24 protein-coding genes, 1 tRNA gene and 3 pseudogenes are annotated in these 21,614 nt (G+C 65.9%); 23 read left to right on the top strand and 5 right to left on the bottom strand.

Annotation, left to right across the window (positions count from 1 at the left end):
• Nucleotides 1–16: 16 nt before the first annotated feature.
• The 7 genes from ftsZ (at nucleotide 17) to ACLQI9_RS02570 (ending at nucleotide 5,388) form a co-directional block, all read left to right on the top strand.
• Nucleotides 17–1,162 carry a cell division protein FtsZ gene (gene ftsZ / locus ACLQI9_RS02600; RefSeq protein WP_442381954.1) on the top strand — a complete coding sequence of 382 codons (1,146 nt, stop codon included), beginning with the start codon at nucleotides 17–19 and terminating at the stop codon, nucleotides 1,160–1,162.
• 91 nt (nucleotides 1,163–1,253) lie between these two features.
• Nucleotides 1,254–1,961 (top strand): peptidoglycan editing factor PgeF, encoded by a 708-nt coding sequence (gene pgeF / locus ACLQI9_RS02595; protein ID WP_442381846.1) that lies wholly within the window; start codon nucleotides 1,254–1,256, stop codon nucleotides 1,959–1,961.
• Complete coding sequence (locus ACLQI9_RS02590) at nucleotides 1,958–2,749, top strand: YggS family pyridoxal phosphate-dependent enzyme (protein ID WP_442381949.1); 792 nt, start codon at nucleotides 1,958–1,960, stop codon at nucleotides 2,747–2,749. Before pgeF ends, ACLQI9_RS02590 begins: the two co-directional genes overlap by 4 nt.
• A 66-nt stretch (nucleotides 2,750–2,815) precedes the next feature.
• A complete protein-coding gene (locus tag ACLQI9_RS02585; protein ID WP_442381844.1) occupies nucleotides 2,816–3,451 on the top strand; it encodes a cell division protein SepF in 636 nt (211 codons plus the stop codon).
• A 145-nt stretch (nucleotides 3,452–3,596) separates the two neighbouring features.
• The gene (locus ACLQI9_RS02580; protein WP_442381842.1) at nucleotides 3,597–3,887 is read left to right on the top strand and encodes a YggT family protein; all 291 of its coding nucleotides are present in this window, start codon (nucleotides 3,597–3,599) and stop codon (nucleotides 3,885–3,887) included.
• Between the two features lie 251 nt (nucleotides 3,888–4,138).
• Nucleotides 4,139–4,960, top strand: coding sequence for a DivIVA-like cell division protein Wag31 (gene wag31, locus ACLQI9_RS02575; RefSeq protein WP_442381840.1), 822 nt, complete (start codon nucleotides 4,139–4,141; stop codon nucleotides 4,958–4,960).
• Between the two features lie 77 nt (nucleotides 4,961–5,037).
• Nucleotides 5,038–5,388, top strand: a complete 351-nt coding sequence (locus tag ACLQI9_RS02570) for a hypothetical protein (RefSeq protein ID WP_442381838.1) — start codon at nucleotides 5,038–5,040, stop codon at nucleotides 5,386–5,388.
• Between the two features lie 15 nt (nucleotides 5,389–5,403).
• Here ACLQI9_RS02570 and ACLQI9_RS02565 read toward each other — a convergent pair.
• A pseudogene (locus tag ACLQI9_RS02565) lies at nucleotides 5,404–6,096 on the bottom strand (phosphoribosyltransferase); the annotation flags it as partial.
• Between the two features lie 201 nt (nucleotides 6,097–6,297).
• Here ACLQI9_RS02565 and ACLQI9_RS02560 point away from each other — a divergent pair.
• From ACLQI9_RS02560 to ACLQI9_RS02545, 4 genes are all read left to right on the top strand, one after another.
• On the top strand, nucleotides 6,298–6,483 hold the full coding sequence (locus ACLQI9_RS02560; protein WP_442381836.1) for a hypothetical protein: 186 nt from the start codon (nucleotides 6,298–6,300) through the stop codon (nucleotides 6,481–6,483).
• Nucleotides 6,484–7,000: 517 nt separating this feature from the next.
• On the top strand, nucleotides 7,001–7,987 hold the full coding sequence (locus ACLQI9_RS02555) for a hypothetical protein (protein WP_442381834.1): 987 nt from the start codon (nucleotides 7,001–7,003) through the stop codon (nucleotides 7,985–7,987).
• Nucleotides 7,988–8,175: 188 nt separating this feature from the next.
• The gene (locus ACLQI9_RS02550; RefSeq protein ID WP_442381832.1) at nucleotides 8,176–8,502 is read left to right on the top strand and encodes a hypothetical protein; all 327 of its coding nucleotides are present in this window, start codon (nucleotides 8,176–8,178) and stop codon (nucleotides 8,500–8,502) included.
• A 226-nt stretch (nucleotides 8,503–8,728) separates the two neighbouring features.
• On the top strand, nucleotides 8,729–8,869 hold the full coding sequence (locus ACLQI9_RS02545; protein WP_442381830.1) for a hypothetical protein: 141 nt from the start codon (nucleotides 8,729–8,731) through the stop codon (nucleotides 8,867–8,869).
• Between the two features lie 48 nt (nucleotides 8,870–8,917).
• On the opposite strand, the gene ACLQI9_RS02540 is transcribed toward ACLQI9_RS02545, so the two are convergent.
• Nucleotides 8,918–9,003 (bottom strand) — tRNA-Leu (locus ACLQI9_RS02540).
• Nucleotides 9,004–9,136: 133 nt separating this feature from the next.
• Here ACLQI9_RS02540 and ACLQI9_RS02535 point away from each other — a divergent pair.
• The 3 genes from ACLQI9_RS02535 to ACLQI9_RS02525 are packed head-to-tail and all read left to right on the top strand — an operon-like array spanning nucleotide 9,137 to nucleotide 11,863.
• Nucleotides 9,137–10,492, top strand: a complete 1,356-nt coding sequence (locus ACLQI9_RS02535) for a M20/M25/M40 family metallo-hydrolase (RefSeq protein ID WP_442381947.1) — start codon at nucleotides 9,137–9,139, stop codon at nucleotides 10,490–10,492.
• Between the two features lie 37 nt (nucleotides 10,493–10,529).
• Nucleotides 10,530–11,060 carry a YbhB/YbcL family Raf kinase inhibitor-like protein gene (locus tag ACLQI9_RS02530; RefSeq protein WP_442381828.1) on the top strand — a complete coding sequence of 177 codons (531 nt, stop codon included), beginning with the start codon at nucleotides 10,530–10,532 and terminating at the stop codon, nucleotides 11,058–11,060.
• Between the two features lie 32 nt (nucleotides 11,061–11,092).
• Nucleotides 11,093–11,863 carry a hypothetical protein gene (locus ACLQI9_RS02525; protein WP_442381826.1) on the top strand — a complete coding sequence of 257 codons (771 nt, stop codon included), beginning with the start codon at nucleotides 11,093–11,095 and terminating at the stop codon, nucleotides 11,861–11,863.
• Nucleotides 11,864–11,886: 23 nt separating this feature from the next.
• On the opposite strand, the gene ACLQI9_RS02520 is transcribed toward ACLQI9_RS02525, so the two are convergent.
• Genes ACLQI9_RS02520 through ACLQI9_RS02510 form a run of 3 tightly spaced genes read right to left on the bottom strand, consistent with a single transcriptional unit; the run spans nucleotide 11,887 to nucleotide 14,287 of the window.
• Complete coding sequence (locus tag ACLQI9_RS02520) at nucleotides 11,887–12,984, bottom strand: quinone-dependent dihydroorotate dehydrogenase (protein WP_442381825.1); 1,098 nt, start codon at nucleotides 12,982–12,984, stop codon at nucleotides 11,887–11,889.
• A gap of 2 nt (nucleotides 12,985–12,986) precedes the next feature.
• The gene (locus ACLQI9_RS02515) at nucleotides 12,987–13,241 is read right to left on the bottom strand and encodes a DUF5703 family protein (protein ID WP_442381823.1); all 255 of its coding nucleotides are present in this window, start codon (nucleotides 13,239–13,241) and stop codon (nucleotides 12,987–12,989) included.
• A complete protein-coding gene (locus tag ACLQI9_RS02510) occupies nucleotides 13,238–14,287 on the bottom strand; it encodes a YncE family protein (protein WP_442381821.1) in 1,050 nt (349 codons plus the stop codon). The genes ACLQI9_RS02515 and ACLQI9_RS02510 overlap by 4 nt, the downstream gene beginning before the upstream one ends.
• A gap of 141 nt (nucleotides 14,288–14,428) precedes the next feature.
• Here ACLQI9_RS02510 and ACLQI9_RS02505 point away from each other — a divergent pair.
• From ACLQI9_RS02505 to ACLQI9_RS02465, 9 genes and pseudogenes are all read left to right on the top strand, one after another.
• Nucleotides 14,429–14,763: pseudogene (locus tag ACLQI9_RS02505) on the top strand (hypothetical protein).
• Nucleotides 14,764–14,803: 40 nt separating this feature from the next.
• Entirely contained in the window at nucleotides 14,804–15,634 is an 831-nt protein-coding gene (locus ACLQI9_RS02500; RefSeq protein WP_442381945.1) for an undecaprenyl-diphosphate phosphatase, read from the top strand.
• Between the two features lie 46 nt (nucleotides 15,635–15,680).
• Nucleotides 15,681–16,373 (top strand): histidine phosphatase family protein, encoded by a 693-nt coding sequence (locus ACLQI9_RS02495; RefSeq protein WP_442381819.1) that lies wholly within the window; start codon nucleotides 15,681–15,683, stop codon nucleotides 16,371–16,373.
• A gap of 57 nt (nucleotides 16,374–16,430) precedes the next feature.
• Nucleotides 16,431–17,018 carry a DUF3090 domain-containing protein gene (locus ACLQI9_RS02490; RefSeq protein ID WP_442381817.1) on the top strand — a complete coding sequence of 196 codons (588 nt, stop codon included), beginning with the start codon at nucleotides 16,431–16,433 and terminating at the stop codon, nucleotides 17,016–17,018.
• Nucleotides 17,002–17,817, top strand: coding sequence for an SCO1664 family protein (locus ACLQI9_RS02485; protein WP_442381815.1), 816 nt, complete (start codon nucleotides 17,002–17,004; stop codon nucleotides 17,815–17,817). The genes ACLQI9_RS02490 and ACLQI9_RS02485 overlap by 17 nt, the downstream gene beginning before the upstream one ends.
• Nucleotides 17,818–17,855: 38 nt before the next feature.
• Complete coding sequence (locus ACLQI9_RS02480) at nucleotides 17,856–18,623, top strand: 3'(2'),5'-bisphosphate nucleotidase CysQ (RefSeq protein WP_442381813.1); 768 nt, start codon at nucleotides 17,856–17,858, stop codon at nucleotides 18,621–18,623.
• 139 nt (nucleotides 18,624–18,762) lie between these two features.
• Nucleotides 18,763–20,016, top strand: coding sequence for a cysteine--1-D-myo-inosityl 2-amino-2-deoxy-alpha-D-glucopyranoside ligase (mshC, locus tag ACLQI9_RS02475; RefSeq protein WP_442381811.1), 1,254 nt, complete (start codon nucleotides 18,763–18,765; stop codon nucleotides 20,014–20,016).
• A gap of 18 nt (nucleotides 20,017–20,034) precedes the next feature.
• Nucleotides 20,035–20,262, top strand: a pseudogene (locus ACLQI9_RS02470) (SDR family NAD(P)-dependent oxidoreductase); the annotation flags it as partial.
• Between the two features lie 61 nt (nucleotides 20,263–20,323).
• The coding region (locus tag ACLQI9_RS02465; protein ID WP_442381809.1) for an AAA family ATPase at nucleotides 20,324–21,614 on the top strand (1,291 nt) is incomplete at its 3' end.

Raw genomic sequence — 21,614 nt, 5'->3', positions numbered from 1 at the left:
GGAGGAAGACACAATGATGACCCCGCCGCACAACTACCTGGCCGTCATCAAAGTCGTGGGAATCGGCGGCGGCGGCGTCAACGCCGTCAACCGAATGATCGAGCAGGGCCTCAAGGGTGTGGAGTTCATCGCGATCAACACCGATGCCCAGGCGCTGTTGATGAGCGACGCCGACGTCAAGCTCGATGTCGGGCGCGACTCGACCCGCGGGCTAGGCGCCGGTGCCGACCCCGAGGTCGGCCGCAGGGCCGCCGAAGACGCCAAGGACGAGATCGAGGAGCTGCTCCGCGGCGCCGACATGGTGTTCGTGACCGCCGGCGAAGGAGGCGGCACCGGCACGGGTGGCGCGCCCGTCGTCGCCTCCATCGCCCGCAAGCTGGGCGCGTTGACGGTCGGTGTTGTCACGCGACCGTTCTCGTTCGAGGGCAAGCGGCGCGGCAACCAGGCCGAAACCGGCATTGCTGCGCTGCGGGAAAGCTGCGACACGCTGATCGTCATCCCCAATGACCGCTTGCTGCAGATGGGTGACGCGGCGGTGTCGTTGATGGATGCCTTCCGCAGCGCCGACGAGGTGCTGCTCAACGGTGTGCAGGGCATCACCGACCTGATCACCACGCCGGGCCTGATCAACGTCGACTTCGCCGACGTCAAAGGCATCATGTCGGGTGCGGGAACGGCGTTGATGGGCATCGGTTCTGCCCGCGGCGACGGCCGCGCGCTCAAGGCTGCCGAGACCGCGATCAATTCGCCGCTGCTGGAAGCTTCCATGGAGGGCGCACAGGGTGTGCTGATGTCCATCGCCGGCGGCAGCGACCTGGGGCTGTTCGAGATCAACGAGGCGGCCTCGCTCGTGCAGGACGCCGCCCACCAGGACGCCAACATCATTTTCGGCACCGTCATCGACGACTCCCTGGGCGACGAAGTGCGGGTCACCGTCATCGCGGCGGGCTTCGACGCGAGCGGACCTGGCCGCAAGCCGATCATCGGCGGGGTCGGCGGGGGCAACAAGCATGAATTCGAGTCCGGAAAGGCTGGCAAGATCAGCTCGAGCCTGTTCGAACCGGCGGACGCGATCAGCGTTCCGTTGCACACGAATGGCGCGACCTTGAACATCGGCGGTGAGGACGACGACGTCGACGTGCCGCCTTTCATGCGGCGCTAGCCGCGCGACGAGGCGCGCCCCGAAGCGGCGTGGGAGGAGTGCGGCATGGCGTCGGGGCGAGTCGGTGCTACGCGAGCCGGATACTGGGTATGTGAGCGTTCGAATTCGGCGTGTGACCACTACCCGCGCCGGCGGCGTTTCGGCGCCGCCGTTCGACACCTTCAACCTTGGTGACCATGTCGGCGACGACCCGGCCGCCGTGGAGGCTAACCGGATGCGGCTGGCCGCCGCCATCGGCCTGGGCACCGACCGGGTGGTGTGGATGAACCAGGTTCACGGCGATCGGGTCGAGGTGGTCGACGGGCCCCGCAGTAGCCCGATCGAGAACACCGACGCATTGCTGACCAGCATGCCGCGGCTGGCCTTGGCGGTGGTGAGCGCCGACTGCGTGCCGGTGCTACTGGCCGACGCGCAGGCCGGGGTCGTGGCCGCGGTGCACGCCGGTCGGGTCGGGGCGCGCGACGGCGTAGTGGCACGGGCGGTCGAGGCCATGCTGGCCGCGGGCGCGCATGCACCGGACATCTCGGCGCTGCTGGGGCCCGCGGTCAGCGGTCGCAACTACGAAGTTCCTGCTGGGATGGCCGACGAGGTCGAGGCAGCGTTGCCGGGCAGTCGCACCACCACCTCGACCGGAACCCCTGGACTGGACCTTCGCGCCGGAATCGCTTGTCAGCTCAAGGCTTTGGGCGTCGTCGCCATCGACGTCGACCCGAGGTGCACGGTGGACGACGTCAGCCTGTTCAGTCATCGCCGCGACGCCCCGACCGGGCGGTTGGCATCGGTGGTGTGGATAGATTGAGCGTGGTGGCGGTAAAACTTTCACCCCGACCGGACCGGGAATCGGAATTGGCCGACGCTCTGACAGCGCTACGGTCACGGCTCGCCGCGGCCGCGGAATCTGCCGGCCGCAAACTCGACGAAATTCAACTTCTGCCTATTACCAAATTCTTTCCAGCAACCGATGTAGCGATTTTGTCGAGTTTGGGATGCGCCGCCTTCGGCGAATCCCGGGAGCAGGAGGCGGCGGCGAAGGTGGGCCAAGTCGCAAGGTTGCTAGGCGGCTCGTCGAGCGGCAATCCCACACCGCCACGCCTGCACTGGCACATGGTGGGCCAGATCCAGCGCAACAAGGCCCGCTCGCTGGCCGACTGGGCGCACACCGCCCATTCGATCGGCAGTACTCGAGTGGTGCGGGCCCTCGACCGCGCTGCGGCGGCGGCATTGAGCGAGGGCCGTCGGGAGGATCCGCTGCGGGTCTACGTCCAGATCAGCCTCGACGGGGACGTTTCCCGCGGCGGTGTCGACGTCTCCGACCCCGGGGCCGTCGACGAAATCTGCGCGCAGGTCGATGCCGCCGGATCGCTGGAGTTGGTTGGGCTGATGGGCATTCCGCCCTTGGAATGGGATCCCGATGCTGCATTCGAGCGTCTGCAGTCGGAGCACCAGCGGGTACGCCGAGCGCATCCGGATGCGGCGGGACTGTCGGCCGGGATGTCAAACGACCTCGAAAGCGCGATCAAACATGGTTCGACGTGTGTGCGTGTCGGTACCGCGTTATTGGGCAGGAGACCGCTACCGTCACCCTAATTAGTCACTCCAGTCACATCTTCATCACAGGCACCGCAACTCCCAGAGCCTAGAAGGGGTCACGCGATGAGCACACTGCACAAGGTCAAGGCCTACTTCGGTATGGCTCCGATGGAGGACTACGACGACGAGTATTACGACGACCACGCCCCGACCCGGGGCAGCTACCCGCGGCAGCGGTTCGCCGAGGACGGATACAGCCGCTACGAGGGGCGCGACTACGACGACCCACGTGGTGAGCCCGGCGACTATGCGCCGGGCAGCTATCGCGGCGGCTACGCCGACGAACCCCGATTCCGGGCGCATGAATACGACCGCGGCGACCTGGCCCGGCCGCGCTTCGGGTCGCTGCGGGGTTCCACCCGCGGGGCATTGGCGATGGATCCGCGCCGGATGGCGATGCTGTTCGACGAGAGCAGCCCACTGTCGAAGATCACCACGCTGCGGCCCAAGGACTACAGCGAGGCCCGCACCATCGGGGAGCGGTTCCGCGATGGCACCCCGGTGATCATGGACCTGGTCTCGATGGACAACGCCGACGCCAAACGGCTGGTCGACTTCGCGGCGGGGCTGGCGTTCGCGCTGCGTGGTTCCTTTGACAAGGTCGCGACTAAAGTGTTCTTGCTCTCGCCCGCCGATGTCGACGTCTCGCCCGAGGAGCGCCGACGCATCGCCGAGACCGGCTTTTACGCCTACCAGTAGCCGTCGGCGGCTCGGACTCCGCGCGGGCCCGTTGCTGGGTGGATGTGACGCGCCGTTCGAGTCGGTAGGCTGACGTTGCCGTGCTGGCTGCAGCCGGGGCTGTCATCAAAGTCACATCTTCTTCGTCATTAAGGTCGGGCTCTAGTTGACGCTGTTCGTGCACATCATCGGTTTTGCGCTGTTCATCTTCTGGCTGTTGCTGATCGCTCGGGTCGTCGTCGAGTTCATCCGATCGTTCAGCCGGGACTGGCACCCCCGGGGCGTCACCGTGGTCATTCTCGAGATCATTTTGTCGGTCACCGATCCGCCGGTGAAGCTGCTACGACGGCTGATACCGCAGCTCACTGTCGGTGCCGTTCGTTTCGACCTGTCCATCATGGTGCTGCTGCTGCTGGCCTTTATCGGCATGACAATGGCGCTGGATTACCACGGCTGAATCCGCGGGCCTGCCATCGGTGGCTGGCAACTACGGGCCCGGACGGTTTTGCGGGGCCGGATTTCGTTCGCTTAAGGCGTTGATTTGTCGCCTCTTAATCTTTGAAATTCGGTCTTATTTATCGGGCGAATCGGCAACCGCCGGGTCTGGTGTGACAGGATGGGCGGCAGTTGCAGTATGGCTACGACAACGTTCATCCCGACCTACACTTTCGTAGTCGGTTTGACTGTCCACACTCAAGGGGGCTAAGAATGCCGCTGACACCCGCCGACGTCCACAATGTGGCGTTCAGTAAGCCGCCGATCGGCAAGCGTGGTTACAACGAAGACGAGGTCGACGCCTTCCTCGACCTGGTGGAAAACGAGCTGACCCGCCTCATCGAGGAGAACTCCGACCTGCGTCAGCGGGTCAACGAGCTGGACCAGGAGCTGGTCAGTGCCCGGGCCGGCGCCGGCACCAGTACTCAAGCCACCCAAGCCATTCCGCTGTATGAGCCCGAGCCCGAGCCCGTCAAGCCCCCGCCCCAGCCCGCCCCGCAGCCCGCCCCCCAGCCTGCGCCCGGTTCCATCGACGAGGAGCACGCGATGAAGGCGGCCAGGGTGCTCAGCCTGGCCCAGGACACCGCCGACCGGCTGACCGGCACCGCCAAGGCGGAGTCGGACAAGCTGATGGCCGACGCCCGGGCCAATGCCGACCAGATCCTCGGCGATGCACGTCGCGAGGCGGAAACCACGGTCGCCGAGGCCCGACAGCGCGCTGACGCGCTGCTGGCCGATGCGCAAACCCGCTCCGAGACCCAACTGCGCCAGGCTCAGGAGAAGGCTGATGCATTGCAGGCCGACGCCGAGCGCAAGCACTCCGAGATCATGGGCACGATCAACCAGCAGCGAACTGTGCTCGAGGGTCGTCTCGAACAGCTGCGCACGTTCGAACGCGAGTACCGCACGAGGCTCAAGACCTACCTGGAATCTCAGCTCGAAGAGCTTGGCCAGCGCGGATCGGCGGCACCGGTCGACTCCAGCGCCACCAATGAAGCCGCCGGGTTTAACCAGTTCAATCGAGGCAATAACTAACTCGGCCAAGGTACCTACACCGGCGGTCGGTATCCTGCAGACTTGGCAATGTCGCCCCGTCGGCTGGAGGTTTACCGATGCTGATTATTGCGCTGGTGTTAGCGGTGATTGGTCTCGCCGCATTGGTGTTCGCGGTGATTACCAGCAATGAGCTGGTCGCCTGGGTATGCATAGGCGCCAGTGTGCTGGGCGTCGTGCTGCTCATCTTTGATGCGCTGCAGGAACGTAAGCGACGCGACGCCGAGGCAGTCGACAAGGAGCTCGACGAGGCACCTGCTGAATCACGCTCGCGAGACGACGGGCCGGCCTACGCGGACTACCCCGAGGACGATGAATCCTCAGCACCTGCGGTTACGGGTGGTGACGCGAATGCGATCAGTGAATACGACCACGGCGATAGCGTCAGCGACGACCACAACACTCACTAGGACCAGCTAAAACGCTCAGTCTGCCGACGTCGGGGTGGCGAGCAGTTCACGGACCTCGTCGTCGGTGACCTGGTGGAAGTGTACGAAAACCTGTCCCACTGCCTCGAAGTCGCTGGGCATAGTCGCGCACACCACGTCGTCGGCCTCCCGCGCCAGCTCCTCGCACACTGACTGGGGTCCCACCGGCACAGCGACGACGATCGCTTCCGGGTTGCTGGCCCGCAGTGCCCGCACTCCCGCGAGCATGCTTGCGCCGGTGGCAATCCCGTCATCGACCAAGATCACGGTCTTGTCGCGCGGGTCGGCGACCGGTCGTCCGCCGCGATAGGCGTGCTCGCGTCGGTCGAGTTCGGCCGTTTCGCGGTCAATGACCGCGCGCACCTGCTCGTCGCTGATGCGGAGGCTGCACACCACATTGTCGTTCATGACGACGACGCCGCCGCTGGCCAGCGCACCCATCGCCAGTTCCGACCAGTGCGGCACGCCAAGTTTGCGCACCAGGAACACGTCCAGCTCCGCATGCAGAGCCGCGGCGACTTCCCAGCCCACCGGAACGCCGCCGCGGGCCAGTCCGAGGACCAGCAGGCCGTCCTTGCCGTGGTAGGCCGCCAGCTCCTCGGCCAGCACACGGCCGGCTTCCCGACGGTCGCGGAAGGTGCGTCGGGATGTTCGCCGCAGAAAGCCACTGGGTCGGTTCATGCGTCGTACTCGCCGTCGTCTGTCCTAGTTGTTAAGTGGCAGCTTACGACCGGTTTCCCCGCGCCGCGCGGGCTTGGAAGAGATCTGCCGGTCCGGGGCGCCGTTCCCGCCTTGGGTTTCCCGCGCGGGTGCGGTGGGAAACCCGAAATCGACGCGATACTCTTACCGCGTCCCATAAGATATGCCATAAAATATGGCATATCTTATGGCATGACGACATCAGTTGAAGAGTTGATCCAAGCCGCGACCGATGCCAGGCGCATCGCTCAAAAGGCCATCGCGCTGGCCGTGCGCGAGGCCCGCGCCGCCGACTGGTCCTGGGATCAGATCTCTGCCGCGTTGGGCGGAAAGCCGAACGGGGAGACGCTGCGGCGCAACTTCACCGCCGACGAATAGCGGCCACCACCCGCATCCCATTTCCACTGAAGGACCAACGGATTCCCACAGCGTGGGTCTGGACGGTTCCGGCTGATTACCGTCTAGCCCTGTGCTGCAAGAGAATTCGACGTTTTGCCGTCCCGGTCACAGCTCGCCAATTCCGGTCGGTTCCGGGTCATTACCGTCGAATAAACGGCAACGTTCCCATACCGTCCTCGATGTGTCACCCGGCTCGAGGTGATCCGGGCGCCAGCAGGTTGCAGGGTACGTCGTAGCCGGCGTGCGTCACACGCTCAAATGGCCTTGACGGATACGTGCACGGAAGAAGGACAGAACCCACACCGCCGCCACACTTGTTGTCGCCCCCGATCTGGACATCGTGACTTTCGCGGATCGGCCACGGTCCGAACCTGGAGCGGGTAGTCAATTACTCACGCGCTTGTGCGGTCACAAACCCGGATTGCTCCCAACACAGCAGCCGAGCAGTGTGGGGACAAGCGAACGATTCTTCTGGTAACGCGGGGAGCAGATGAAAATGCCAGGCGACACGACGACACATACTCGCGACATCACGCTTGATACCTACCGCTACCTGCGTGGCGGCATGGCGGTCATGATTGTCATGCTCGGCGCGGCCGTAATCGGCGAACGGCTGACGGCAACCTGCTGGCAAACCTCGATCAGCGCCTACTACTTCACCACCGCACACAGCATCTTCATCGCAGCGCTCTGTGCCCTCGGCGCGCAATTCATCGTCTACAAAGGCAGCAGCGACACCGAGGATGTCCTGCTGACTCTCGCGGGCATCCTGGCATTCATCGTCGCCATGGTCCCCACCACCCGACCCGTCTTGCTGTGCGGGCGATACGGCCTGCCGGCCGAATACGAGGTCAAGCACGCAATCACCAACAATGTGTGGGCCGTCGTGATCGCCCTGGTGATCGCTCGTGTGGTGTCGTGGTGGCTGTACCGGCGTACGAACACCGCCCGGCCGAAGAGCGTTTTGGGCACGGTGTCGATGTACATCCTGCGTGCGGTCATGGCGCTGGGCCTTGTCGCACTGGTCTTCTTCCGAAACTGGTTCGATTCGAATGCACACGGCGTTGCCGCGGTGATCATGTTCCTGGCGATCATCGCCACCGTCGTCACCACCGCATTCCTCGTCAGCCGTCAAGATGACGCCAAGTCTCCGCATCGGCACCTCTATTACATGCTCTACCAGGGCATTGCGGCGGCGATGATCGTGACGTTGATCGCTGTTGTGGTGCTGCACTTCGCGCTCGACAGCTGGAACCACTGGGTCATCGTTGTCGAGACCGCGCTGATCCTCGAGTTCACCGTCTATTGGGTCGTTCAAACCATCGAGCTATGGAGAACTCCCAACCGATTCGAACTCCTTCCCGAAGCCGATCAGCCCCAATTCGCGCGACGAGGGCGCAAGCGAGGCCCCGCCGGATTGCTCCCGGAGGTCGTGGAGGCGACAAGACCGCCCGTCCGAGAGCGACTTCTGACTGCCCTCTAAAGGCGACTAGACGAACCGACAGAAATCCTGTCCGAGGAACAACCTCGTCGAAGCCGCAGGTTCAAATCCTCACGAACGTCACGTGTGATGTCTTGAGACATCACAGTGTGTGGTTCGACAGTGTGTGGTTCGACAGGATTTGAACCTGCGAGTTGTTGACCGGTGGCTCTGTGCTACTGATCGCTAACATGCCCGAGGGACTCACGACCCACTACTACCAGGGCCTTTGGGGCTCAACGAATGAGGGTCTGCCACCGGCGGCAAGGGCGGTCGCGATCCCGAAGTATGTGGAACGGTTGATCTGGTACAACGAATACCCACATCCCGGCGCGGCTTGGCCGATCGAACCGGCCGAAAAGATCCACCACGTCCGGACATGGGTGGAGGCGTTGGAACCGCGTGTCAAGGCGCATCCCGGGTCGCCGAAAGTCGCAATCTACCCCAATGCCGACTTCCAGTACATGCGACGGGCGGACGGCGTGCCGCAACACCACGACATCCTGCCGCCGCACTGATCAGGGCTTCCCGGAACGGGATCCGCACAAGTCCAGGTCGGCGGTCAACTCTGATATCCATGGATTAGTCGTCGCACCCCACAACGGGCCTACCTCGCCCGACCCAAAGCAACCCCAACCGGCACCCCGCTACACACACCGGCGCCTACCGCATCCGCCACGACCGCATCGACAGCGACGGCAAGCTCACCTCTGCGCCACAACAGCCGCCTACACCACGATCGGGATGGGCCGCAGACACGCCGGCACCGACGTCCGGCTCCTGATCCATGACCTACACATCCCGGTCGTGACCACCGACGGCCACCTACTACGAGAACTCCAACTCGACCCGACGAAAAACTACCAACGACAAATCAAACCGTGAACGATGTCCCAAGACACATGTGCACGATGTCCCGAGACATCGCAGGGGTGTCCGAGGGGGGACTTGAACCCCCACGCCCATTAGTAGGGCACTAGCACCTCAAGCTAGCGCGTCTGCCATTCCGCCACTCGGACCCGGGCTAATCAATTGGCAGCTAAGGCTATCGGATTGGCCTGCTCGCGCCCAAACCCAAATCTCGCTGGAGGGGTGAACACCCCCGCCTGCGGGGAAGCTGACCGTAGACGCCGCGCGGCCACGCCGGTGGCAATGGTAGGAAAGGTGACTGTGACGGTGCCAACCGAAACACCCATCGACGACGTGGTGGACGTTGTCAGCAGGCTGATCAGGTTCGACACCACCAACACCGGCGATCTGGCAACCACCAAGGGCGAGGCCGAGTGTGCCCAATGGGTTGCCGCTCAATTGGAGGAGGTCGGCTACCAGGTCGAATACGTCGAGTCAGGCGCGCCGGGACGCGGCAATGTGTTTGCCCGCCTCGAGGGCGCCGATAGCTCCCGCGGCACGCTGCTGATCCACGGGCATCTTGACGTGGTGCCCGCGGAGCCGGCCGAGTGGAGCGTGCACCCGTTCTCCGGTGCAATCGAGGACGGCTACGTCTGGGGCCGCGGTGCGGTCGACATGAAGGACATGGTCGGCATGATGATCGTGACGGCCCGGCAGTTCCGGCGGGCCGGCGTCGTGCCGCCGCGCGACCTGCTGTTCGCCTTCGTTGCCGACGAAGAAAACGGCGGTAAATACGGGGCGCAATGGCTGGTCGACAACCGGCCCGACCTGTTCGACGGCGTCACCGAAGCGGTCGGGGAGGTCGGCGGGTTCTCGCTGACGGTGCCGCGCCGCGACGGCGGCGAGCGTCGCCTATATCTCATCGAGACCGCGGAAAAGGGGCTGTACTGGATGCGGCTGACGGCGCGCGGCCGGCCGGGACACAGTTCGATGACGCATGAGCACAACGTCGTCACCTCCATCGCCGAGGCGGTGGCGCGGCTGGGCCGCCACCAATTCCCGCTGGTCGTGACCGACACCGTCGTGCAGTTCCTGAAGGCCATCACCGACGAGACGGGCCTGACATTCGACACCGGGTCCTCCGACCTGGAGGGGACGATCGACAAGCTCGGTCCGATGGCCCGCATGCTCAAGGCGATCCTGCACGACACCGCCAACCCGACGATGCTCAAGGCCGGCTACAAGTCCAACGTGATCCCGGCGACGGCGGAGGCCGTGGTGGACTGCCGGGTGCTTCCCGGCCGGCTAGCGGCGTTCGAGGCGGAGGTCGACGAGCTGATCGGTCCCGACGTGACCCGCGAATGGATCACCAACTTGCCGTCGTACGAGACCACTTTCGACGGCGACCTCGTCGACGTGATGAACGCCTCGCTGCTGGCGGTGGACCCCGACGCCAGGACCGTGCCCTACATGCTTTCGGGTGGGACAGACGCAAAAGCATTCTCGCGCTTGGGTATTCGTTGCTTCGGCTTCACCCCTTTGCGGCTGCCGCCGGACCTGGATTTCGCCGCGTTGTTCCACGGCATCGATGAACGGGTACCCGTCGACGCGCTGAGGTTTGGCACCGAGGTGCTGACACACTTTTTGACACACTGCTAGCCGCACGTTGAGCCAATCAATCGAGAGGGGACCGACCATGATCGCACCGCCCGACCCGTACGCTGCACTGCCGAAACTGCCGTCGTTTCACTTGGAGTCGGCGTCGATCACCGACGGGCAGCCGCTGGCGACGCCGCAAATCAGCGGGATCTTGGGCGCGGGCGGCGAAGACGTCAGCCCGCAGCTGAGCTGGTCCGGTTTTCCCGACCAGACCCGCAGCTTCGCCGTGACCGTCTATGACCCGGATGCCCCGACCTTGTCCGGTTTCTGGCACTGGGCGGTGGCCAACCTGCCCGCCTCGGTCACCGAGTTGCCCGACGGTGCCGGCGAAGGTAGTGACCTACCGGGTGATGCGCTGACGCTGGTCAACGACGCCGGTATGCGCCGCTATGTCGGCGCCGCGCCGCCCCCCGGCCACGGGCCGCACCGCTACTACGTCGCCGTGCACGCGGTCGATGTCGAGAAACTCGACCTCAATGAGGACGCCAGCCCCGCATACCTGGGCTTCAACCTGTTCCAACACGCGATCGCCCGTGCCGTCATCTACGGAACCTACGAGCAGCGGTAGTAGGGCATCGGGACGACGTTGGGACGGCCCAGATGACGGTTCCCGACCCCAACCGGCTCGGCGGCCTCGAGTGGGCCCGGCGCACCCGCGGCAAGTTGACGGCGGCGGAGCGGCGTCGTCTGATCGGCGCGATCGCCGTAGGCCAGGCGGTCAACATGGTCGGACGCGCGAAGCTTGCGCTGGGGAGGCTGCCCGACGGCGCATCGGCCATCGACGTGCGCGACTTCGAGCCACCTGACTCACGGCTTGCGCGGCAGGCCGAGGCAGCGTGCGCAGAGCAGCCCGATCTGATTGCCGCCCACTCGTATCGGACCTGGATGTGGGGAATGGCACTGGCGGCCCTCGACCGCGAGCGGCTCGACCGCGAGCTGTTTTACTGCGCCGCACTGGTCCACGACTGGGGAGCCACGGTCCCAGTTCCGGGCGAGGACTTCACGATCCGGGGAGCCGAGCGAGCGCTGGCATGCGCTCAGGCCGCGGGCATCGATCCCGCCCGAGCCGAGCTGATCGCCGACGGCATCTGCTGCCACACGACGCCCGGCGCGACCGTCAGGCGGGATGGCGCCATCGCGTACTACGTGCAGTACGGGGCGATGGTCGACGGCGCCGGGTTGCGTGCCTGGGACGTTGCTCCGCGCAACATTGCGGAGGTGCTGCGACGCCATCCGCGCGGGCCCGGCTTCAAGCGCGGTCTGAGCAACACGATCAAAGACGAGGCGCGCGCCGTGCCGGGAGGACGCTTCGGACTGCTCAGGCGCTGTGGGATGACGCTTGCGGTGCGGATGGCGCCGTTCGACAGCTGAGCAGCCCGACATTGGACCTCGGGTCAGGGTTTAGCCGCTGCCGAACCGACGGCCTCGCTCAACGCAGAAAACCCACCTTCGCGCAGCCGATGCGCGATGCCGTCGTGAATGTGCTTGGCCCACAAGCCTCCGCCGTAGATGAAACCGGTGTAGCCCTGCAGCAGTGACGCCCCCGCGGTGATGCGGTCCCAGGCGTCGTCCACGGTCTCGATGCCACCGACGCTGATCAGCGTCATCCGGTCACCAACCCGACCGTAGAGTCGCCGCAGCACCTCGGCGGCGCGCTGCGCCAGCGGCGCCCCCGAGATGCCGCCGCTGCCCAGTCGCTCGACGCCCGGGGTACGCAGCCCATCGCGCGACACCGTGGTGTTGGTCGCGACGATGCCGGCCAAACCCAGCTCGACCGCCAGGTCGGCGATGCCGTCGATGTCGGAGTCGGCAAGATCCGGTGCGATCTTCACCAGTACCGGCGTCGAGGTCTCGGCGAGCACCGCCGACAGGATGCCGCGCAGTGACTCGACCGCCTGCAAATCGCGTAGCCCGGGGGTATTCGGCGAACTGACGTTGACCACCAGGTAGGTGGCCAGCGGCCCGACCAGCCGGGCGCTGGCCCGGTAGTCGTCGGCGGCCTGCTCGGGCGGGGTGGACTTGGTCTTGCCGATATTGACGCCGATCGGCACATCGGGGTTTTGCCGTGCCAGCCTGGACGCCAGCTGAGCGGCGCCGTGGTTGTTGAAACCCAGCCGGTTGAGTAGCGCGCGGTCGGCAGGCAGCCGGAATAGCCGAGGAGCAGGATTGCCTGGTTGGGGGTGGGCGGTCACGGTGCCGACCTCGGCGTAGCCGAATCCCAGCGCGCCCCAGGCCTTCAGCCCGATGCCGTCTTTATCGAAGCCCGCAGCCAGACCCAGCGGCCCGGGGAATCGCACCCCGAACACCATGCTGGCCAGCACCGGGTCGGTCGGTGCCAGCTGCCGGCTCAAGCGCCGCCGCACCGGCGCCGTGGTGGTGAGGCCACGCAGCGCCGCGAACACCAGCTCGTGGCTGCGCTCGGGCGGCACCAGGAACAGCAACCGGCGGAGCGCACCGTATAAGTGATGACGGTCGTCGCGCGCGGCGCTCACCGTCACAGTTCCGGCTGGTCGAGCCGGGCGTTATCGATGCGAGACTTCTTGCGGCGCAACAACACCCGCCTACTTCCATCGGTATAGAGTCGCACCCGGGTCAGCTCCCAGCCGCGGTACTCCGCTTCGATGGACAATCGGGTCGAGGCGCTGAGCCTGGTCACCTCCGGCGGCAGGCGCAGCGGCGCCCATTCGTATTCGTCGGACATCTCGCTGTCCCAACCCGCCGGCAACCGGCCGCCTCGTGCCGTTGTCAATGTGGACCCGCCGCCGCGTGCTCGATGATCTGAACGCCCCCGCCCGAACCCGACACCACATACAACGTGCCCGCGGCGTCGTCGAAGGTCAGCGTGTCGGGTTGCTGCACGGTTGGGTACCGTACCTTTTCCACAGGGATTCCGGTTGACAGATCGTAACCAATAACCAAATTCGCCGCGGTTTGCGACACCCAAGTCAGCCCGCGAGACCCGGCCAGGCCGTAGGGGGACTGCCGCACTGGGTAAGCCTGCCGCAAGATCAGCGGGTCGACACCGAACACCAGCAGCTCGCCGCCCCGGGTGTCGGTCACCAACAACCTGCCCGCGGGGTCGGCCACCATGGTGGTCGCACCCTGACCGGCGCGTAACGCCTGCCCGACCTTTCCATCGGGACCGACCGTGGTGACCGACGTCTGGCCACGATCCAACACGGCCACGGTATTTCCTTGCGCCGCAACGGAATCAACGTGTCCGAAGATTTTCGTCCGATTGCTGACGGTGGCTGCGGGCGCGATTGCGTAGATCGTGCCGTCAGCGGTGCCCAGCGCCACGGTGCCGTCGGCGCGGCGGGCGATCGCAGTGAAATCGACGCTCTCCGCGCCGCTGACGCCGACGCGGGCGACTCGTCCAGCCGACAGATCGGCCACGAAGTAGCCGCCGCGGGTGGACAGATAAGCGTTGCCACTGCCGTCACCGGCCAGCCCGGTCGCCGGGCCGGGCAGGTCGATGACGCGCGATGATGTTTGCTGAGAGCCCATCGCAGTGATCTTGGCGGGTGTCGTGGCGGCTAACCCGAAGGTCAAGATCACCAATTGCGCTGTGTGGCAGTCGAATATGGCGGCCTGGGGCTTGCCGTCCAGCGGACGGAGCAGACCTGCCGGAACCAGGGACAGCGGTGGAGAATCGGCCGGCCGCGCAGGCTCGATCGTGGGTGGAGCTCCCCGGAGCGTCTTGGACGAGCAACCCACCACCAACGTCAGCAAAACCAACAGGCCAGCGGCCTGCCGACGAACGATGTGTGCACTGTGTTTGCGGTGTGGTGGCACAGGGTAACTCTCGGATATCCAGGGGGCAGCCGGTGTGTAGAAGGAGTACGCGCATTGGAGTCCGATACTAGGCAACGCCGTCTGTTACGACCCGAGCCCGGCGCGCGAGCCGGGGATCAGCGACCGGGTATGGTCGCCGATATGAGCGTCGCCGCCGATCGCCATGTCACTAACCCCGAGTTTGCTATCGAAGACTTGTGGGTTGGGGTCTTCGGGGCAAAGGTGCTGGCCAGCGGGTTCGGGCAGGTCGCTGACGGCCGTAGCTTCGCCTTCCGGATTGAAGGTCCGTCGCTTCTCGTCGAGGTATGTCGCTTCTCGTCGAGGTATACCGGCCCCGGTTGAGCGGTCCGGTCCCGCAGCCCGAAGATATCGTCGCCACCCTTCGGTGCAGCGTCGTCGACGTCGACGTCACCGACGAGCGCAGCCTGACCGCGGCCGTGCGTGACGCGGTCGCCCTCGCCGAGGTCGCCAACTAGATCACCCGGTACGGTCGTCGTCGTGACTGTGGCGCCGGCGATGTCTTGGTGGCAAGTTGTCATCTTGTCCGTGGTGCAGGGTCTGACCGAGTTCTTGCCGGTGTCGTCGTCGGGCCACTTGGCGATCGTGTCGCGGATCTTCTTTGCCGACGACGCCGGCGCGTCGTTCACCGCCGTAAGCCAATTGGGCACCGAGCTCGCGGTATTGGTCTATTTCGCCCGCGACATCGTGCGGATCGTCAAGGCATGGTTCAACGGTTTGGTGGTCGCCGCGCACCGCAATGCCGACTACCGGCTGGGTTGGTACGTCATCATCGGGACGATCCCTATTTGCATCCTGGGTCTGTTTTTCAAGGACGAGATCCGCTCCGGCGTGCGCAACCTGTGGGTGATAGCGACAGCGCTGGTGGTGTTCTCGGCGGTGATCGCTGTTGCCGAGCTTCTTGGTCGGCAGAGCCGACACATCGACCAGCTGACCTGGCGCGATGCGGGCGCCGTCGGCGTTGCCCAGACACTGGCGTTGGTCCCGGGAGTCTCCCGGTCGGGAGCCACCATCAGTGCGGGGCTGTTTCTCGGGCTCGATCGCGAATTGGCTGCCCGATTCGGTTTCCTGCTGGCAATTCCGGCGGTGCTCGCATCCGGATTGTTCTCGCTGCCGGACGCCTTCCACCCGGTGCTCGAGGGGATGAGTGCGACGGGACCGCAGTTGCTTGCGGCTACCGTGATCGCGTTCGTGGTCGGTCTTGCTTCGGTCGCGTGGTTGTTGCGATTTCTGGTGCGTCACCGCATGTATTGGTTCGTCGGCTATCGGGTGGCCGCTGGTGCGGGCGTGCTGATCCTGTTGGCGGCAGGGGTGGTGAGCCCGACGTGACCGCCGGCGACGATGCGGAGCGGACCGACGGAGAGGAGCGGCGCAGGTGACCGTCATCCTGTTGCGGCACGGGCGGTCGACGTCGAACACCGCGCATGTGCTGGCCGGTCGTTCCGAGGGTGTCGACCTCGACGACAAAGGCCGCCAGCAAGCTGCGGAGCTGGTCGATCGGATCGGTGAGCTGCCGATTCGGGCGGTGGTGTGCTCACCGCTACTGCGATGCCGGCGCACGATTGAGCCGCTCGCCGATGCGCTTGGCATCGAGCCGGTCCTCGACGACCGGTTCTCCGAAGTCGACTACGGCGAATGGACCGGCCGCAAACTCGCCGATCTGGTCAAGGAGCCGTTGTGGGGCGTCGTTCAGGCGCATCCCAGCGCGGCGGTGTTTCCCGGTGGTGAGGGGCTGGCGCAGGTCCAAGCACGCGCCGTTGCCGCCGTCCGTGACCACGACACCCGGCTGGCCGAGCAGCATGGCGGCGACGCGCTGTGGCTGGCCTGTACGCACGGCGACGTCATCAAGGCGGTCGTCGCCGACGCGCTTGGCCTACACCTGGACGGCTTCCAACGTGTCTCCGCCGATCCGGCATCGATGAGTGTGATCCACTACACCCGACTTCGCCCGTTCGTACTGCACGTGAATCACACCGGCCCGCGGCTGACATCGGCGCTGACGGCTGCTCCATCACCGGACGGTGAAGCGCCGCCAGGCGATGCGGTGGTGGGCGGGTCTACCGACTGAGCGAGTCGCGGCCAAGAATTACGACTCAGCCGCAACTGCCGGTATTTTGGAACTGCCATGTCTCGCGCGATTCACGTCTTCCGCTCACCCGACCGCTTCGTCGCCGGGACAGTCGGCCAGCCCGGAAACCGCACTTTTTACCTGCAGGCGGTGCACGACGCCCGGGTGGTTTCGGTAGTGCTGGAGAAGCAGCAGGTGGCGGTGCTCGCCGAGCGCATCGGCGCCCTGCTGCTGGAGGTCAACCGCAGGTTCGGCACACCGGTTCCTCCAGAGACGACCGAGGTCGAGGACCTGAGCCCGTTGATCACACCGGTCGACGCTGAATTTCGGGTCGGCACCATGGGTCTCGGATGGGATTCCGAGGCGCAAACGGTGGTGGTCGAATTGCTGGCAGTCAGTGACACCGAGTTCGACGCATCTGTGGTTCTTGACGACACCGAGGAGGGGCCTGACGCCGTGCGGGTGTTCCTGACACCGGAGTCGGCGCGGGAGTTCGCCAGCCGTTCCAACCGCGTCATTTCCGCGGGCCGCCCGCCGTGCCCGCTGTGCGATGAACCGCTGGACCCCGATGGACACATCTGTGCGCGGACCAACGGCTACCGGCGCAGCGCGTTGCTCGGGCCTGACGATGACGCCGAGGACTGACGAACGCGAGGTCCTGCGTCGCGGCGAGCTGACGGTTCTGGGACGCATTCGCTCGGCGAGCAACGCCACCTTCCTGTGCGAGTCGACACTGGATGGCTGCAGCGTGCACTGCGTGTACAAGCCGGTCGCCGGTGAGCAGCCGCTCTGGGACTTTCCCGACGGCACATTGGCCGGCCGAGAGCTCGGCGCGTATCTGGTGTCAGTGCAATTGGGCTGGAACATCGTGCCCGACACCATCATTCGCCACGGGCCCGCCGGTCCGGGGATGCTGCAGCTCTGGGTGAACCAACCCGGTGACGAACCTGGTTCAGACCCCGGACCAGGACCAGACCTGGTCGACCTCGTTCCCACTGACAGGTTGCCGCCCGGCTATCTGCCGGTGTTGCGGGCGTATGACTATGCCGGCGACCCGGTCTCGCTGGTGCACGCCGACGACATTCGACTGTGGCGAATGGCGGTGTTCGACGTGTTGATCAACAACGCCGACCGCAAGGGCGGCCACGTGCTGCGGGGTGTCGACGGCGACGTTTACGGTGTCGACCACGGCGTATGTCTGCACGTCAAGGACAAGTTGCGCACGGTGCTGTGGGGGTGGGCCGGCAAGCCAGTCGACGACAACACTCTTGACAGGGTGGCCCGACTGGCCGATGCACTGGCCGGTGCGCTCGGCGATGCGCTGGCCGAACACATCACCAGCGCCGAGATCGCGGCGCTACATCTGCGTGCCCGCGCGCTGCTGGATAATCCGGTGATGCCCGGCCCGGACCGGCACCGGCCGATTCCCTGGCCCGCGTTCTAACGTCGCCGCTGAGCCGGCGGTACCGGATACTGGACCGGATGAGCCCAGACGTGACCGACGCGGCGCTGGCTGCTGACCTGGCCGAGGACGCCGGAAAGCTGTTGCTGGCGGTGCGCGACCATGTCGGCTTCGACCACCCGTGGCTGCTCGGCGATGCCGGTGACAGCCAAGCCAATTCGCTACTGTTGCGGCGGCTGCGCGCTGAGCGCCCGCGTGACGCGGTGCTCAGCGAGGAGGCCTACGACGACCTGGCCCGATTGCGGGCCGACCGGGTTTGGATCGTCGACCCGCTGGACGGCACGCGGGAATTCTCCGAGCCGGGGCGTGACGACTGGGCCGTGCATGTGGCGTTGTGGCGGCGCCATGGCGGCCCCAGCGGAGCGATCACCGACGCCGCTGTCGCCTTGCCTGCCATGGGGGAGCTGTACCGCAGCGACACCGTCAGCGCGCCGACAACGGCGCACTCCGGGCCGATCCGAATCACCGCGAGCTCAAACCGGCCGCCTGCCGTGCTCTACCACCTGGCCCGACGGCTCGACGTCGAATTCGTGCGGATCGGCTCGGCCGGCGCCAAAGCGATGTCAGTGGTGCGCGGCGACGCCGACGCCTACATCCATGCCGGCGGGCAGTGGGAGTGGGATTCGGCTGCCCCGGCGGGAGTGATCCTGGCGGCCGGCATGCACGCATCGCGACTGGACGGCTCCGAGATGGTGTACAACCGCCCCGACCCGTATCTGCCCGATTTTCTGATGTGCCGCCCGGAACTCGCCGACCTGTTGCTGGGTGCCATCCGGTTGGCCAGCTGAACGGACGCATTGGGTGGATTGCCCGGCTTCTCCTCGGGCCGTTGCACGGCCCGCATCGTCGCCGGGCTGGGTTGGATTGCCCGGCTTCTCCTCGGGCCATTGCACGGCCCGCATCGTCGCCGGGCCTAAAGTCGACCGTATGCGGTCCTGGCCATCGGCACCCTTACCGACGCTGCCGGGACGTGGCCCGGAGTTGCGGCTGTATGACACCTCCGACCGCCAGGTGCGTCCAGTGGCCGCCGGGCCGACGGCCACCATGTACGTGTGCGGGATCACACCGTACGACGCCACCCACCTCGGCCACGCCGCCACCTATCTCGCGTTCGATCTGGTCCAGCGGCTGTGGCTGGACCTCGGACACGATGTGCACTACGTGCAGAACGTCACCGACGTCGACGATCCACTGTTCGAGCGGGCCAACCGCGACGGTCTTGACTGGCGCGACCTGGCGGCCCGCGAGGTCGCGCTGTTCTGCGACGACATGACCGCGCTGCGGGTGCTGCCGCCACGCGAATACGTCGCCGCCACCGAGGCGGTGGCTGAGGTTGTCGAGCTGGTGGAAAAGATGCTGGCCTCGGGGGCGGCCTACGTCGTCGACGATCCCGAATACCCCGATGTGTACTTCCGCGCCGACGCCACGGTCCAATTCGGCTACGAATCCGGTTATGACCGCGACAGCATGCTGCGGCTGTTCGCCGAGCGCGGCGGCGACCCGGACCGCCGGGGCAAGACCGACCAACTCGATGCGCTGTTGTGGCGCGCCGCGCGGCCCGGGGAGCCGAGCTGGCCCTCTTCGTTCGGACGGGGCCGACCTGGTTGGCACGTCGAGTGCGCGGCGATCGCGCTCAGCCGCATCGGCAGCGGCCTGGACATCCAGGGCGGTGGCAGCGATCTCATCTTTCCGCATCACGAGTTCACCGCCGCGCACGCCGAATCCGTCAGCGGTGAGCGACGATTCGCCCGCCACTATGTGCATGCGGGCATGATCGGCTTGGACGGGCACAAGATGTCCAAGAGCCGCGGCAACCTGGTTCTGGTGTCTGCGCTGCGCGCTCAGGGCGTTGAGCCGGCGGCTATTCGATTGGGCCTGCTGGCCGGGCACTATCGGGCCGATCGCGATTGGGGCGCTCAAGTGCTGCAGGCGGCCGTCGCGCGGCTGCATCGCTGGCGAACCGCGACCACACTTTCCGCCGGCCCGGACGCCGCCGACGTCATCGCCCGAGTGCGCCGCTATCTCGCCGACGACCTTGATACGCCCAAAGCGCTTGCTGCACTTGATGGTTGGACTACCGACGCGCTGGAATACGGCGGTCATGACGCCGAGGCGCCGCGGGCGGTCGCGACGGTGGTGGATGCGCTGCTGGGAGTGGACCTGCAGTCGCCGCGGCGGTAGGTTGCGGCCACGACGTCAGTGAACTCGCAAGTCGTATTCATCACCGGTGGTGCTCATGGCATCGGGGCCGAGGTGGCCCGACGGTTGCACGCAAAGGGCGCCAAGCTGGTGCTGACCGACCTGGACGAGGTGGCATTGGCGGCTAGGTCCGCCGAGCTCGGCGGTGACGAGCGGGTGCTCACCGTGGTTGCCGACGTGCGTGATCTCGCCGCCATGGAGGCCGCGGCCGAAACGGTTCCAGATCGACCGTGGGCGAAGTCGGGGTAGCGTCTGCGAAAAGGCGTGGCCCGGGGAGGTTCGACGGCCGATGGAAACGGGAAGTGGGTCGGCGTGGCCGTTGGTGGGCCGCGATGACGAGGTCCGCCGGGCGTTGACGGCACTCGAGGACCACGCGCATTTTCAAGGCGTCGTCTTGGTGGGCGAGGCCGGGGTTGGCAAATCGACACTGGCTCGTGCCCTAGCCGAGGCTGTTGAGTCGCGCGGGCTTACGGTGCGGTTTGTGCTGGGCACCGAAACCGGCAGTGCGGTGCCGTTGGGCGCGTTCTATTGGTTGTTGACCCTCGACACGGCGCGTGAACCCGCCGTGATGCTGGCCGCGGCACAAAAAACCCTGGAGCGGGAAGAGAACCTGGTCGTCGTCGTCGACGACGCCCAGTTGCTCGATCCGTTGTCGGCGACGTTGGTGTACCACCTTGCGGCACGTCGCACTGCGCGATTGATCGTGGTAATCCGACCGAGTGACGCGGTGCCCGATGCGGTGACAGCGCTGTGGAAAGAGCGACTGCTGCTTAGTCTGCGCATTGAAGCGTTCACCTGGCAGCAGACGGAGGAGCTCGCTCACACCGTGCTCGGCGACGCCGTCGATACCCGGCTGATCAACGAGTTACATGGCCGGACCGCGGGCAATCCGCTGATGCTGCGGGGCCTGCTGAATGCAGGCCGGGAGAGCGGTGCGCTGGTGCGCGTCGAACACGGCTGGCGGCTTCGAGGCGCGCTGCGCGCAGACCGCCAGCTGCACGATCTGCTTGAGTTTCGGCTGCGATCCTTGGCCGCCGAGGAATTGGAGGCGGTAGAGGTTTTGGCCGCTGGGGAGGTGCTGGACTGGGAGATCCTGCGCGGGCTTTGCGATGCCGACGCGGTGGTAAGCCTTGAGCGCCGTGGCTGGATCCAGTTGGTCGCCGACGAATCACACACGGTGGCTCGGTTGGCTCACCCCCTCATCGGTGAAGTGGCAATGCAACGCGCGGGGGTGGTGCGCTCGCGGCAGCTCAATGGCATGCTGGCACAACAACTTCGGAAGCACATGCGGCCGGAAGAGCGGCGGTCGAGGTTGCCTGACGTGCGCACCCGGATCCAGCTGGCGCAGTTCATGATACGCAGCGACCTGACGCCAGACCTCGACGTGATCATTGATGCAGCGGGGAGCGCGATGACCATGTCGAACATAGCTCTCGCCGAAGAGCTGGCCCGATTCGCGTTCGATCGCGGCGGGGGCTTGGCGGCTGCGGTCGTGCTTGCTGAGGCGATGGGTTGGCAGGGACGCGGCGACGAGGTCGAGGCGGTGCTTGGTGCCTTTGACCCCGATGGTGCCGATGAGT

It is taken from the genome of Mycobacterium sp. (assembly GCF_052143115.1).
Taxonomy (GTDB): Bacteria; Actinomycetota; Actinomycetes; order Mycobacteriales; family Mycobacteriaceae; genus Mycobacterium.
The sequence above is the reverse complement of the archived record's forward strand: the minus strand, read 5'-3'. Positions and strand labels throughout refer to the sequence as shown.